The sequence below is a fragment of the Streptomyces sp. NPDC091287 genome (genome assembly GCF_044768525.1).
Classification (GTDB): Bacteria; Actinomycetota; Actinomycetes; order Streptomycetales; family Streptomycetaceae; genus Streptomyces.
In genome coordinates, this window is record NZ_JBIVUV010000015.1 from 225,491 (window position 1) to 240,132 (window position 14,642).

The following is a 14,642-nucleotide window of genomic DNA, read 5'->3' on the forward strand; positions in this document are numbered from 1 at the left end:
GGGCCGAACGGTGCAGGAATCAGTCCATCCGGCGAGCTGTGCCCAGCAGTCCGGTCTCGGCGTCCGTCGCGTTCGTCATCACCCAATGGTGTTCGCGCCCCGCCACCCAGAGGGTGACACCGTCCGCCAGGGTGGGCAGCGCCTCGTACTCGGCGCGCGCCAGCCCCAGGATCCGGCCGATCTGCTCGGCCTCGCCGGGCGAGACCCGCTGGATGCCCACCAGCGCGGACGACCGCATCAACCGCGGTGCGACAGGGCTCAGATAGGGAAGCAGCGTCAACACGGACTGCCACGGCGAGGACACCACCCGGCCGCGCGGCGGTCGCATGCCGCAGTCCCGCACGACGACCACGGGGCTGCCCACGGTCGCTCCCGTCGGCGGAACACGGCCCACGTCGTACAGGGAGACACACTCCAGCCCGGCGCCCGCCGCCTGGGCGAGCGTGGTCCAGGCCTGGACGCGACCGGTCTCGACCGCCACCCGGGCACCGGTGCCCGCCGCCCGCAGCGCCAGGACCTGTGCCGTCCACAGCCCGCCGATCAGCGTGACGTCGTACGGCACCGGGCGGTGGAAGCCGATCAGCTGCGGCTTGTTGTTCGCGTCGTTGCCGATGATCACGCCGTCGTCGCCGACCGGCAGGGACAACGCCCCCAGGTGGTCCGCGGCCACGGTGTGACCCGCATGGCGGGGGCCGCGCAGCCCGCGCCGGGGCTCGGTCCGGTTGCTCACTGTGCGCCTCCCAGCGGGAGCGTGGCCAGGACGCCCGGCAACTGCTCGCGGTCCAGTCGTGCCAGCCCCACCTTGGCGTGCCGGGCTGCCTGCTCCAACGTCCTTCTCACACCGATCAGTTCGGTGTCCGAACCGCCGGTGACCCGCACATGCCCGGCCACGCTCGTCGAGCCCTGGCGCACCCCGCGGCGCACCGTCAGGCTGAACGTCGTCGCGTACGCCGGCACCGAGGTCAGCAGCGCGACCAACTGCGGCAGCGGCGTCGCGCCCCGGCCCAACTCGGGCCAACGGTCCACCGCGTACGTGGTGTGCCAGCGGTCGTCGCACCGCCAGACCCGGGACGTCTCCATCGTGCGCCGCTGCGGAGCGGCGTCCGGCCGGCCCGCCCGCCCCGACAGGATGGGATTGGCGCACGCGGAGGTGGCCACAGCGGAGTTCAACTCGTCCTGGTCCAGCACCGCGGCCTGGAAACCGGCGCCCGTGACCCGGCTCGCCACATGGTCCGCGACCCGCACCAGGCAGCGCTGCGCACCCTCCAGCCCGCCGCCGCGCGCCTCGATGGCCTCACGACACAGCTCGGGATCCAGCTTCACCGCCACCCACGTCATCCGCAGGGCGGGCGCACCGGTCTGGTCCTGCAACGGAGCGTAACTGAGCCGGGCCACCGACTGTTGCGGCAGATGAGGGGCCGGCGCGCACCGCACCTGCTGCACCAACTGCGCCGACTCCAGCACGATGTCGTCGACCTGGAGGGCGTCGCCCAGCAGGGACAGCGGGAGCGACCGGGCGCCGAACGCGGGCCTCAGCGACTCGCCGCTCGCCTCCACCCGCACCACGGCCGTCAGGAACGTGCCGTCGCCGAGCATGCCGACCGTCCGGTGGGCCCGGTCCACATACACCTGCGGGCCGAAGCCGGGCACGTTCTCGGCGACCGGCGCCAGCATCGGCTCCACGTCCGAGGGCGGCGTGGCCGCGGACCGGCGCCGGGCCCGGAGCCCGAGGGCGCTCGACACCCAGTCCTGGAGCGCGCGGCCCCGTCGGCGTACCACCGCGAGAGCGACCAGCAGACAGAGCACCACGAGCGACGGGATCAGCCAGGCGCCACCGAGCGCCGCACCCACGGCGGCGATCACGAGGCCCACCTCGACGATCACCATCTGCCGCAGCACGGGGCGCACCCGGTCGGTCCGCGAGATCGAACGCAGCGTCGTCGCGGCGGGGGCGCTCGGACCGGGGGTGCCGGAGGGCTGGGCGGGAGGCGTCGCGGGCGACTCGTTGCTACGTTGCCTCCGGGAAGTCCCGGAGGTTCGACGGCCGGCCCGCCCGGTACGCTCGCGCGTAGCTGCACCCATCGCCGCGTTGCCCCCTCGTGTCCGTATTCACCGCTTTTTACACGGGTGTTGATCGGGTCGTCACCCTACCTGAGCACAGGGAGCGGAACCCCAGCAGGCATAGTAGGGGCGCGGTACGGCAGCGGGGGCCGACGGTGCGTGTGGGACCCTGTTCGATCACTGGGGAGAAGGGTCAGCGGACACATGGCATCACGGCGGGATGAGCTCAACGCCTATACCTTTGCGAAGCGGCGGTTGATCGCACAGTTCCTGCAACCCAACCCCACAGGTTCCGAGGAAGGCGCCCCCAAACCGCTGCGCGCGGTGGTGCCCGGGGCCATCATCGCCGTACTGGTTCTCGCCGGTTTCGGCGCCTGGGGCATGTTCAAGCCGGTGGCCCCGCAGAAGTGGGACGCCCCCAAGGAACACGTCATCATCGCCAGCAAATCCACCACCCGGTACGTGGTGCTGGAGACCGACGGCAAGAAGCAGTTGCACCCCGTCCTGAACATGGCCTCGGCCAAGCTCCTGCTCGCCCCGGACAAGGGCACCGTCGTCAACGTCAACGAGTCGGTCCTGGACAGCGGCAAGATTCCGCACGGTGCGACGCTCGGCATCCCGTACGCCCCCGACCGGCTGCCCGACTCCAAGGAGGCGGGCGCGGCCAAGCGCTGGGCGGTCTGCGAACGGCCCGGCGAGGGCGGCAGGGCCATCCAGAAGGCGACCTTCATCTTCGCCGAGCGCGAGGAGAAGAAGACCGAGGGCAAGAGCGCCCTGCGGGGCGGTCAGCTGATGTACATCGAGGGACCGGGACCGGATCGGACCCGCTACATCGTGGACGCCGCAGGCAAGGCCTATCCCGTCCAGAAGGACGAACTGCTCCTGCGCACCCTGGTCGGCCAGGACACCGAGCCCCAACGGGTCTCGGCCGCCTGGCTGGCCACGCTCCACACCGGGGCCCCGATCACCTTCCCGACCGTGGACGGCACCCCGGGGGCCCCCGCGGGCGCCCCCGGCACGCTCGACGACCGGACGAACCGGGTCGGCATGGTCCTGACCGCCACGGCGGGAACCAAGACCCAGAGCTACGTCGTCCTGCCGGGCAGGGTCGCCCCCGTCTCGGACTTCACCGCCAAGCTCCTGCTCAGCAGCCGGCAACTGGTGGACCTCAAGCAGGCCGGCAACGCCAAGCCGGTCAGCGCCGCCGAACTCGAGCCGGGCGCCCCCTTCAACCAGAAGAGGGACTGGCCGGTCAGCAAGCCCGAGCCCGTCAACTCCCCTGACGTCAAGAAGGGCAGCCGGAACACCGTGTGCAACGTACTGCGCGGCGTCGACGCGGACAGCGGTGCCACCACGCTGAGCACCTGGGTGGGTACGAGCTTCCCCGCGACGCTCCCCACCGGCTCCAGCAGCGCCTACGTCACGCCGGGATCGGGTGAGTTCTTCCGCCAGTTCAAGGGCTCGTCGACCAGCGCCGGCTTCCTGTTCCTGGTCACGGACACCGGCCTGCGCTACGCGATGCAGTCCAACAGCGACAGTGGCCAGGGCGACTCCGGCATCGGCGAATCCGGCTCGAAGAAGGAGCGGGAGTCCCAGCAGGAGGAGGCGCAGCAGGCGCAGAACCGGCTGGGCTACAAGGACGTCGACCCCAACCCCGTACCGGCGGTCTGGTCCGCCCTCCTGCCGACCGGCCCCCGGCTCTCCACCGGCGCGGCCAGCCAGCCGCAGGGTTCGTGAGCGGGGCACGGACATGGCGATCCACGACCACGACCACCACGGCCCGGCCCGCCGCCTGCTCATCGCCACGGCGGCGGCGGCCGTCCTCGTCGTCACCCTGCCTGCGTTCCCGGCGGCCGCGGACGACTCGACCCAGTGCACGTTCCCCTCGAAGAACTACCCGGGCCGGCCCTGGGCGTTGCAGCGCGTCCTGTTGGACGAGGTGTGGAAGCAGTCCACCGGCAAGGGCGTACGCGTAGCGGTCATCGACACCGGAGTCGACGTCAGGAACAAGCAGCTCAAGCCCGCCGTGGACACCGGGGCGGGCCGCAACTTCCTGCCGAAGGGCCTCAAGAACGACGACGGAACGAAGATCGAACGCGGCAAGGAGAACGGCACCACGGATACCGTGGGCCATGGCACCAAGGTCGCCGGCATCATCGCCGCGCGCAAGGCGAAGGGCACCGGCTTCAGCGGCCTCGCCCCCGATGCGACGATCATCCCGATCCAGCAGAACGACGCCGAGGGCCACGGCACGACCGGCAGCCTCGCCCGAGCGATTCGATACGCCGCCAACGAGGCGGACGCGGACATCATCAACATCTCCCAGGACACCGCCGACGCCGTGAAGCCGTCCGCGGAACTGCGGCAGGCCGTGGACAACGCTCTCGCCCGGGATGTCGTGGTCGTCGCCTCGGCCGGCAACGACGGGCTCGGCGGCAACGTCAAGGAGACCTACCCGGCGTCCTTCAAGGGTGTCCTCGCCGTCGCCTCCTCGGACCGGAACAACGAAAGGGCGGCCTTCTCGCAGTCCGGCGACTTCGTCGGCATCGCCGCTCCCGGGGTGGACATGGTCTCCACGGTCCCCGGCGGCGGACACTGCGCCGACAACGGAACCAGCTTCTCCGCCCCGTACGTCGCGGGAGTCGCCGCCCTGATCAAGGCGAAGCACCCCGACTGGACGCGGGAGCAGATCGTCGCGCAGATGCAGCAGACGGCGGAACGCTCGGTCGCGGGCCACGACATCCTGGTCGGCTGGGGTGTGGTCGACCCGGTTCGCGCCCTCACCGACGACGACAAGCCGATCGACCGCCCGGTCGCGAGCGAAGGGGTGAGCAAGGGCAAAGCCCCCACCCCCGCCGAACTCCACCTGGGCGAAACGGCCGCCGAGCGGAACGCGCGCCTGGCGACGTACGTAGTGGTCGGCGGCGGCGTCCTGGTGGCGGCCATCGCGGGTACGGCTGTGGCGGTACGGGACAGGCGGAGACGCGCGGGGCGTTTGGCGGGCGCGGCATAACGACGGGAACGGTGAAGAACAGTGAAGAGTCGGTCATGAGACAAGTCACGTGACTCTCAAGTCGATTGGCGCTGTCGTACGCAGTGACTAGAGTTGTCGGGATGAGATCGGATCGGACCGCGTCAGTGCGATAGCAACGCGGGACGATCCGAGCAAACGGGGATGCGGAACGGGGAGGACGGCATTGTGACCGATCCAGGTGGCGGTGGCGGTACGGGTGACCTCAGGCGCGGAGTGGGTGCGCTGGAGAAGTTCAAGAGTCGTGTCGACGCCCTGCTGGCGGACTTCGAGGGCTCGGCGGCCAGCAAGACGAAGGTCGCCGACCAGAAGGTCTCGCGGGCCTCGCTGAGCGGCCCGAACGCACGCTTCGCGGAGGCGGACGGCCTCTACACCCAGTACAACCGGGTCCACTCCTCCCTCGTCTCGCTCTCCAAGTCCCTCGGCGACCAGATCGAGTACCTGAGCCTGGGTGTGCACGCGGCGGCCGTCGGCTTCGACAACGTCGAGGACGACATCAGGCGGCGGTTCTACGAGATCCAGACGCGGATGGACGCGGAGCGCGAGAAGCACGCGAAGTCCGAACAGGACAACAACGACAAGCAGTCGGACTCCGGGTGGGCAGCGGAATGAGTGAAGAAAAGCAGCAGGACCTGACGCCTGCCGAACAGTCGAAGCAGGACGAGGGACGGGTCCAGACCCAGATCGTCGTCACGGACATGACCGAGACGGTCGGCCGGGTCATGGAATCCTTCGGTTTCGGCAACCCCCGCACCGGGGGTCGTACCTCCTTCGAGGGACACCAGCTCAACGCCCTCATCGACATGGTGGAGAACTCCAACCCGGAACACCTGGAGAACGCCGGCGAGGCGCTCTGGAAGGCCAGGGACGCCATCCGGCGCGCGGCGAAGGAGTTGAAGGACCACCTCAAAGGGGTCGACTGGCAGGGCGAGTCCGGCACGGCCTTCCGAGCCTTCGGAACGGGCCTGGTCGCCCACGCCGAGAAGCTGGGCGACTTCGCGGACGCGGCCGGCACCCAGATCACGGTCGCGGGCACCGGCCTTGCATCGGTGAAAAGCGCCATGCCGCCGCGCGACCGCCGGATGATCCAGACGGACGTGAAGGACATCCTGTTCCCGGCCCGGACGGAGACCAACCCGCAGTACGCGGCTGCGCTTGAGGTGGAGAAGAACCGCCAGGAGGCCATCAACCAGATCAACCGGTTGGCCTCGTACTACTCGGTCTCCGAGGAGGTGCTGGCGGGGCAGGAGCCGCCGCGGTTCGGGAAGAACCTTGATATCGACATGCCGAGGCCGTACAAGGATCCCATCGAAGGGCCCTCCTCCCGGACTCCCAGCGCTGGCTCCGAGGCTCTCGGCAGCAGTGCAGGCCCAGTCTCTTCAGGCCGTTCCGTAGCGGGGGACTCTGCTTCAGTAGCCGCAGCCAACCGGGCACAGGCTGAGGTTCCCAGTTCAGTGCCCTTGCCGGACAGGGGAACGGGTACGGAGATCAACAGCGTCGCGCCTCCCAAGGCTCCCCTGACGGTGACCAATACGCCTCCGCTGCCGTCGCCCACGCCCACGACGGGTCCGACCGGGATGCCCCCGACTGCAGTGCCGCCCCCCTTCATGAACACCACGCAGGGAAACCCGTCGCGTACGGCAGTGCCTCCAACGCAACGGATGGTGAACCAGACCGGCCTGGGCGTGGGCAAGGCGCAGCCCCCAGGGGGAGGCCCCGTGGCCAAGGGACCTGGTGGTGGGCCCCCGGTCGGACGCCCCAGCCCCATGATGGGGGGTGGAGGATCGTCCACCGGCCGTCCGCCGGTCGGCCAGCAGTCGCCGATCACCGGCCGTTCCACTCCTACGACCGGACGGCCGATCACCGGCCAGGGGGGTACGTCCACAGGGGGCGGACCCCGTGCGGGTGGTAACACCGGCATCGTCGGAGGGACTCCCCAGAACGCGTCTCAGGGCAGAGCTTCTGCCGGAGCTTCCGGCCAGCGGGGAGTGATCGGAGGGCGCGGAGCAGCAGCTGCCACCTCCCGGCCCGGCGGTCGCCCCGGTCAGACTTCGGGCGCGAACGGAGTCATGGGTGCTCCCCGCAAGGCTGCCGGCGCCGGCTCGAACACCAAGGGCTTCACCTCTGGCGGGGCAGGGCTCGTACGTGGTCCTGCCGGGCGGCAGAAGACCGGCCGGGAGGACGATGACAACGGTTCGACCCGTCCCGACTACCTGACGGAAGACGAAGAGACGTGGAATGCCGGGCGGCGCGGGGCTGTGCCGCCGGTGGTCGAGTAGCAGACCCAGGGAAGGTACGGAAGTCGGGATGACAGCAGGAATGGGCCGTGCTCAGAGGCGCGTGCGTGTGCTCGGCGCGCTGGCCGTGGCCGCTTCGTGGACTGTGGTCTTCGTCGGTGCGGCGCAGCCTGCCGCAGCCGACACACAAGCGAAGCAGTGGTATCTCAGCGCGATGCAGGCTGAGGACATGTGGAAGGTCACGACCGGGGAAGGCATCAAAGTCGCTGTCATCGACACGGGTGTGAACCCGGCCACGCCGTCGCTGCAGGGACAAGTTCTCAAGGGTGTAGACGTAACCGGAGCACCGGGCGACGAAACCGACGACTACAACGGTCATGGCACGACGATGGCTGAGCTGATCGCCGGGACAGGCAAGGGAGGTGGCCTGAAGGGACTTGCCCCGGGAGCCAAGGTCATCCCTGTACGCATGAGCGACGGTGAATTCATGAAGAAGAACTCCACCATCTTCAGTGACACTGCGAAAGCCATTCGAGCCGCGGCCGAAACTGATGCACAAATCATCAGCATGTCTTTCGGTAGTTCACGCTACCTGGATTCGAATCGTGAAGCGGTCAAGTATGCTGAAAGCAAAGGGAAATTGTTTCTTGCCTCCGTCGGAAACGAGGGGCATGAGTCGAACAAGCGAGTATATCCGGCCTCGTACCCCGAGGTAGTGGGTGTTGCCTCGGCGGATAGCAAGGGAAAAGTCTCCTACTATTCGCAGCACTCGGGTTCGGTGGATGTCGCGTCCCCCGGGAGCGACGTTCCCGGGTGGTGCGACAGTTCCTTCAAGAGCTACTGCGACGGCGACGGCGGAACCAGTTCGGCCGCCGCCATCGCCTCCGCCTCCGCCGCCCTCGTCTGGTCCCTCCACCCCGAGTGGACGGCGAACCAGGTGCTCAACGTCCTCTTCGACACGGCCGGCCGGGACTGGAAGAAGGGGGAGACCAGCAAGTACCTCGGCCACGGTCTCATCCGCCCTTCGATGAACGTCCTCAAGGGCAAGGGCGACCCCGGCGACCCGGACATCAGCCCGCTCACCAAAGAGAGGACGACCGGCCCCGCCGACTCGTCCAAGAAGCCCGCTGACTCCGCCTCGCCGCAGCCCGCCAAGAACGGCGCGGAGGGCGACAAGCCCGTAGCGGCGGAAGAGACCAAGTCCTCCGGGGACGAGAGCCAGTTGGGCCTGTTCCTCGGAGTGGCCGCAGTTGTGGTCGTGCTCGGAGGAGTGGTCTACGCCGTGGTCCGCAAGCGTAGGGCCGCTTGACCGCACGTTCCGCATGTACCGGCCGGCGATCCATGCCGGCCTTGCAGAACCAACCGAAAGGGAAAGAGAACCATGGCAGATCAGAAGGTCTCAGATGCCGCGCTTCTGAAGCTGGAGGGCGACCTCAGCATCAAGTTCGACTCGGTGAAGGGGCAGCTCCGGCAGCTCCAAGCGACGATCGACAACCTCGAAGGCAAGTGGAAGGGTATCGGCGCCAACCACTTCAACCAGAAGCAGACCGAGATCAACAACCGCATGGTCAGCCTGGCCAAGCAGCTGGTCCGCTTCCAGGAGTCCATCAAGGCCGCCCGTACCATCTCGGGCGACAACGAGGACGAGATTCGTCAGGCTCTCGCGGGTGTGGACGTGGTCGACGGCCACAACACCAGCGCGAAGGAGCAGTCGTCCAGCCTGAACAGCTTCTGACCCTTATCCCGTAACTCGAAAGCAGCGGAGGACCACATGGGAAACAACGACGGTACGACGGTTGTCACTTATGCGAGTCTGGATCTCGCGGCCGGTGAGATCCGGAAGCAGGCCAAGCAGCTCGACATGGACCTGAAGGAGATCCAGTCCATGATCGCGAAGGTTTCGGAAGTGTGGGAGGGCGAGGCGAAGCAGGCCTACACCGCCGCTCAGGACAGGTGGAGGACGGACGCCGACGCCATCCGCGGCAACCTCGACGAGATCGCCAGGAAGGTCAGCGAGGCGTCGCCCATCTACCGCAGCGGTGACAAGCGGGCGGCAGCGAACTTCTGACGGAGTTCGATCACAGCTCCAAAGGCACCACAAAGCAGCACAGCACTGCGCTGCACTGCACATCAGGGTGGACACACGCGGGAGGTGTCCACCCTGAGCCGTGTCCCGACGTGGCTCGACGCCTTCAAGAAAAAGGACCCTCGTCCGCCTGGAGCACGAGAGAACTCCACCGGACTTCCTCGCGGCCGTGGAGATCGGAACGCTCGCTGCTCAGGAGCGTCTGCAGACCGTGTGCTGCCCCCAGCTCGACCGTCTCCGCAGCGGACACGTCGAACATGTGACGGCCATCGGGCACGGGCCCGTGACGGAGGTTGACGAAGAACCGGCCGCCAGGCATCAGCAAGGCGGCGATCCTGGCCATCGCCAGTCCGCGTTCCTCGGCGTCCAGGTGCATCCACACCGCAGTGGCGAAGACCGCATCGAACCGGCCCGGGCACTGGTGAAGGAGACCCGGGCACTGGTGAAGGAGAAGGGTGGGGAGAGCGTCGTCAACCCACTCGATCGCGCTGCCCGCATGGATTCGCTGTCCATGGCCCCGCAGCTCCGCCGTCGGCTCGACAGCCACGACGCTGTGCCCCAGCGCTGCCAACACGGCAGAATCGCGGCCTGTACCCGCGCCGATGTCGAGGATCCGGGCAGGCTCGGCGGGTACCAGACTCAACACGTCGCGGTGGACTTCGCCGAAGGTGACTTCCTCGTACTGGACCGCCAGCACGTCCGCCGCCCGCGCATACCCAGTGGTTCCCCTGGACCGGCCGGTGTTGTCCAGGGCGTCGACTCCGACGGCGCCCGATCGATCACTCATGGACCGAACCGTAACTCGCTGCGCGTTACCCCCGCCCGGCGAATCGACGTCGACGTCGACGCCGCCGGGCGGGGGCCCACCCTCGTAGTCGCCCCGCCTCCAGGACCGCCGCTACCCCTCCATCAGCCCCGTCTGCACCAACGGGTTCCCCCGGCGCCGGGTGACGAAGATGCCCCGGCCCGCAGGCATCGGGCGCGGTCGTACGTTGCCGAGGATGTCGCCCTCGTTCGGGTCGCCCGACAGGATCACGCCCTGTGCGCCCAGCTCGATCATGCGCTGGAGGAAGGGTTCGTACAGGGCCCGGCTGGCCCCCGCCGTGTTGCGGGCGATGATGAAGCGGACGCCCACGTCGCGGGCGAACGGCAGCAGCTCCGTGATCGCTGAGAGCGGGTTGCCGCTCGACGTGGAGACCAGGTCGAAGTCGTCGATGACGACGTACACCGTGGGGCCCTGCCACCAGCTCTGGTCGCGCAGCTCCTGCGCCGTGACGTCGGCGGACGGTGTGCGGCGCTTCATCAGGTCGTGCAGCGCCGCCATGTGATGTTCCATGTTGTTGGACATCGGGATGTACTCCGCCAGGTGCGACCGGGGGGTCACATCAAGCAGCGAACGCCGGTTGTCGATGACGAAGAGCTTGCAGGAATCGCCGTCGTACCGCTCGGTCAGCTGCTTGATCAGCAACCTCAGCAGGTTGGACTTCCCGGACTCGCTCTCGCCGAACGCCAGGAAGAACGGGTCCTGCTCGAAGTTCAGGAACACCGGCTCCAGGTTGTTCTCGTCGATACCAAAAGCGACGCCCCGCTCCGGTACCGCGTAGCCGGCCGGAAGCTCGCTCGCCGGCAGCGCGCGCGGCAGCAGACGTACCGCCGGGGCGGGCGCGGCCGTCCAGTGCCGGGCGACCTCCTGGTTCATCGCCGCGGTGGCCTCCGAGAGGTCGCTGTCGGAGTTGATGCTGTCGATCCGCGGCACCGCCGCCATGAAGTGCAGCTTCTCCGGGGTCAGGCCGCGGCCCGGCACCCCGGCGGGCACGTTGGCCGCCACCTTCCGGTCCAGTTCGGAGTCCATCACGTCGCCGAGCCGCAGCTCCAGGCGGTTCATGAGGTGGTCCTTCAGACTGGCCCGCACCTCCATGGAACGCGACGCCGTGACGATCAGGTGGATGCCGTAACCCAGCCCCCGGGCCGCGATGTCCGTGGCCGCCGTCTCCAGCGCCTCGTAGTCCGTCCGGAAGTTGCCCCACCCGTCGATGACCAGGAACACGTCACCCCACGGCTGGTCCGTCACCGAGATGTCACCGCGCGCCCGCAGCCTGCGGAACGTGGCGATGGAGTCGATCCCGGCACTGCGGAAGTACTCCTCGCGCCGCGCCATGATGCCGTACACCTCGGCGACCGTACGGCGTACCCGCTCCGGGTCGAGACGGGACGCGACGCCGCCGACGTGCGGCAGACCCGCGATCGAGGACATACCGCCGCCACCGAAGTCGAGGCCGTAGAACTGGACCTCCGCCGGTGTGTGGGTGAGCGCGAAGCCGGCGATGAGCGTCCGCAGCAGCGTCGACTTCCCCGACTGCGGCCCTCCGGTGATCTGCATATGACCGGCGGCGCCGGAGAAGTCCCGGTAGAGAGTGTCGCGCCGCTGCTCGAACGGCTTGTCGATGACGCCCAGGGGCACGACCAGCCGGCCGGCTCCCTCGAAGCCGGGCTGCGTCAGCCCCCGGCCCTGCACCGGAGAGAGCCCCGGCAGCAGCTCGTCCAGCGACGGCGGATTGTCCAGCGGCGGCAGCCACACCTGGTGGGCGGAGGCCCCGCGGCCCTCCAGACGGCGCACGATCACATCGAGCACCGTGTCCGCCAGCGCGTCGTCCTGCGTCGCACGCTGATCCGGTACGCCTCCGGGCTGCGCCGCCGGCTGGACGTACCGCACCGGAACCGGAGCGGCCGTGAACGGAACCGGCCTGCGGTCCACCGGAAGCGGCGCACCCGGCGCGGCGGCCCGGTGCGCGCCCGAGCGGTACACCCCGGAGACGTACGCGGCCTTGAACCGCACCATCTCCTCCGTACCGAACTTGAGCAGCCCGGAACCGGGCACGTTGGGCAGGTGGTACGCGTCGGGCACACCGATCGCGGCCCGGGACTCGGCCGCCGAGAACGTCCGCAGACCCACCCGGTACGACAGATACGTCTCCAGACCGCGCAGCCGCCCCTCCTCCAGACGCTGCGAGGCCAGCAGCAGATGCACGCCCAGCGAACGGCCGATACGGCCGATCTGGACGAACATCTCGATGAAGTCGGGTTTGGCGGTGAGGAGTTCGCTGAACTCGTCGATGACCAGGACGAGCGAGGGGATCGGCTGCAGCGGCGCACCGGCCGCGCGCGCCTTCTCGTAGTCGTGGATGTTGGCGTAGTTGCCCGCGTCGCGCAGCATCTCCTGCCGGCGGTTGAGCTCACCGCTGATGGAGTCACCCATACGGTCGACCAGCGTCAGGTCGTCCGCGAGGTTGGTGATCACGGCCGCGACGTGGGGCATCTGCGCCATACCGGCGAAGGTCGCGCCGCCCTTGAAGTCGGCGAGAACGAAGTTCAGCGTCTCCGAGGTGTGGGTGACGGCGAGACCGAGCACCAGCGTACGCAGCAGCTCGGACTTGCCGGAACCGGTGGCGCCGACGCACAGACCGTGCGGGCCCATGCCCTCCTGGGCCGCCTCCTTGAGGTCCAGCATCACGGGCGCGCCGTCCTCGCCCACACCGATCGGCACCCGCAGCCGCTCCGCCTGCGATCGCGGCCGCCAGGTCCGGCTGACCTCGATCGAGGCGGCGTCCCCCAGGTTCAGCAGATCGGTGAACTCCAGGTTGGCCAGCAGGGGTTCGTCGTCGTCCCCGCCGGTGGCCATGTGCAGCGGGGCCAGCTGGCGGGCGAGCGCCTCGGCGGCCTCGTAGCTCAGCAGGTCCGGCACCCCGTCGTAGACGAGCCCCTGGCCCGACTCCAGCTGCAACGACTTCGGCTGCACCACGATGGAGAGGCCCCCGCGGGACCCGGTGACCTCACCCGGCACCACTTCGATGACCGTCACGCCCTGGAGGCCCTCGGCCGAGGCGAGCACCGACATGGGGGGCACCGACTCGCCGTCCAGGACCACCACGACGTGCGGCTGCTCCATGAGCGGCTGACCGCCCGGCTGGAAGCGGGGCCTGCCCTCCAGGCGTCCGGCCAGCAGCTCCTCCAGAGCCAGGGCGTTGGTGGTGATGAGGCGCCGGCTCCCGGCTCCGTCCACGGGCCCGGAGGTCTGGGCGTGCGGGAGCCACTTCGCCCACTCCCACTGCGGCGCGGCCTCCGTGCCGGTCGCGACCGCGATTACCAGGTCCTGGGGGGAGTGCAGAGAGGCCAGCCCGCCGACCACGGCCCGCGCCGCGGAGCGCGCGGAATCCGCGTGGCCGCTGATCGTGAGGTGGTAGAACGCCCGCAACGAGACGGCCATGGGCAGACCGTCCAGCGTGGAGTGCGTCGCCAGGAACTGCTGCATCGCCCCGGCGGCCAGCGGCTCCAGTTCGTCCACGGGCGCCGTCTCGGGTGCGATGAGCGGCGTGGCCAGCTCCTGACTGCCCAGCCCGATGCGCACCTGCGCGAAGTCCGGGTCACCGGCGCGCCGCTCCCATACCCGGCTGCCCTCGGCGACGAGCGCCCACAACTGCTCGGGCGAGGGATGGAGGTAGAACTGCGCGTCCCGCTGCTTGCGGGCCGTCTTCAGCACCGTCCGCCGGGTCTGCGTCAGGTACTTCAGATAGTCACGGCGCATGTCCGCCAGCTCGCCCTGAGTGCCGCGCCGGTACCGCACGAGCATCGCGATGGCCATGGCCAACGTCGAGGCGATCATGATCATGCCCATGATGCGCATGATCGGGTTCGGCGTCATGAAGAAGAAGACGACGGAACCACCCATGCCCAGCATCGGCAGGAGCTGCATCAGCGCCCCCTCCTGCTGGCCCCGGGGGAGTTCCGGCGGAGGTTGCAACTGCACCTGCTCGACCGGCACTTCGGTGGGCAGGGCCCGCGGCGGGCGCTTGACGACGATCTGGCTCACAGCTCACCAATTCCCTTGCCGGACGGAAGTGTTCCTATCGGCGCCCCCGTGGCGACGGGCTCCATCCGCGGGAAGGATCCTACTGGCGTAGCGGCGGTCCCATGGCGGTAGGGTGTCGCGACGCGTGTACGCATCCGCTAACTGATCCGAGAAGACGGTCATTCGGGACGAGCGGTGCGATCCGTGGGCCCGGCGGTGTGTTTCCGGCAGAAGCGGACGCGGGCCGGCGGAGGCGGGGCGACGGCGGCAGCGGAAAGCCGGTCGCCGGCAGCCGCGGCGACAGCGGTGCGAAACAGCTGCCGTAGAACAGCCGCAGCAGAACAGAACAGCAGCAGGACGAACAGCAGTAGCGCGGAACAA

At 69.0% G+C, this 14,642-nt stretch carries 11 protein-coding genes; 7 read left to right on the forward strand and 4 right to left on the reverse strand.

The window, feature by feature from the left end; translation table 11 throughout:
• Positions 1-19 precede the first annotated feature (19 nt).
• The gene (locus tag ACIQRW_RS25650) at positions 20-730 is read right to left on the reverse strand and encodes a hypothetical protein (protein WP_215102984.1); all 711 of its coding nucleotides are present in this window, start codon (positions 728-730) and stop codon (positions 20-22) included.
• Complete coding sequence (eccE, locus tag ACIQRW_RS25655) at positions 727-2,082, reverse strand: type VII secretion protein EccE (protein ID WP_403764382.1); 1,356 nt, start codon at positions 2,080-2,082, stop codon at positions 727-729. Before eccE ends, ACIQRW_RS25650 begins: the two co-directional genes overlap by 4 nt.
• A 183-nt stretch (positions 2,083-2,265) precedes the next feature.
• On the opposite strand from eccE, the gene eccB reads away from it, so the two are divergent.
• The 7 genes from eccB to ACIQRW_RS25690 all read left to right on the forward strand — a co-directional run bounded on the left by eccB (position 2,266) and on the right by ACIQRW_RS25690 (position 9,397).
• Positions 2,266-3,798 carry a type VII secretion protein EccB gene (eccB, locus tag ACIQRW_RS25660; protein ID WP_403764384.1) on the forward strand — a complete coding sequence of 511 codons (1,533 nt, stop codon included), beginning with the start codon at positions 2,266-2,268 and terminating at the stop codon, positions 3,796-3,798.
• 13 nt (positions 3,799-3,811) lie between these two features.
• Positions 3,812-5,074, forward strand: coding sequence for a type VII secretion-associated serine protease mycosin (mycP, locus tag ACIQRW_RS25665; protein ID WP_403764386.1), 1,263 nt, complete (start codon positions 3,812-3,814; stop codon positions 5,072-5,074).
• A 162-nt stretch (positions 5,075-5,236) separates the two neighbouring features.
• Positions 5,237-5,704, forward strand: a complete 468-nt coding sequence (locus ACIQRW_RS25670; protein ID WP_403764388.1) for a hypothetical protein — start codon at positions 5,237-5,239, stop codon at positions 5,702-5,704.
• Positions 5,701-7,371 (forward strand): hypothetical protein, encoded by a 1,671-nt coding sequence (locus ACIQRW_RS25675; protein ID WP_403764390.1) that lies wholly within the window; start codon positions 5,701-5,703, stop codon positions 7,369-7,371. Before ACIQRW_RS25670 ends, ACIQRW_RS25675 begins: the two co-directional genes overlap by 4 nt.
• A 28-nt stretch (positions 7,372-7,399) precedes the next feature.
• Positions 7,400-8,638, forward strand: a complete 1,239-nt coding sequence (locus ACIQRW_RS25680; RefSeq protein WP_403764392.1) for a S8 family serine peptidase — start codon at positions 7,400-7,402, stop codon at positions 8,636-8,638.
• A 72-nt stretch (positions 8,639-8,710) separates the two neighbouring features.
• Positions 8,711-9,064 (forward strand): WXG100 family type VII secretion target, encoded by a 354-nt coding sequence (locus tag ACIQRW_RS25685; protein ID WP_265598987.1) that lies wholly within the window; start codon positions 8,711-8,713, stop codon positions 9,062-9,064.
• A gap of 36 nt (positions 9,065-9,100) precedes the next feature.
• On the forward strand, positions 9,101-9,397 hold the full coding sequence (locus ACIQRW_RS25690) for a WXG100 family type VII secretion target (RefSeq protein WP_403764394.1): 297 nt from the start codon (positions 9,101-9,103) through the stop codon (positions 9,395-9,397).
• A 124-nt stretch (positions 9,398-9,521) separates the two neighbouring features.
• On the opposite strand, the gene ACIQRW_RS25695 is transcribed toward ACIQRW_RS25690, so the two are convergent.
• On the reverse strand, positions 9,522-10,202 hold the full coding sequence (locus ACIQRW_RS25695) for a class I SAM-dependent methyltransferase (RefSeq protein WP_403764396.1): 681 nt from the start codon (positions 10,200-10,202) through the stop codon (positions 9,522-9,524).
• Between the two features lie 111 nt (positions 10,203-10,313).
• A complete protein-coding gene (eccCa, locus tag ACIQRW_RS25700) occupies positions 10,314-14,282 on the reverse strand; it encodes a type VII secretion protein EccCa (protein ID WP_403764398.1) in 3,969 nt (1,322 codons plus the stop codon).
• Between the last annotated feature and the right edge of the window lie 360 nt (positions 14,283-14,642).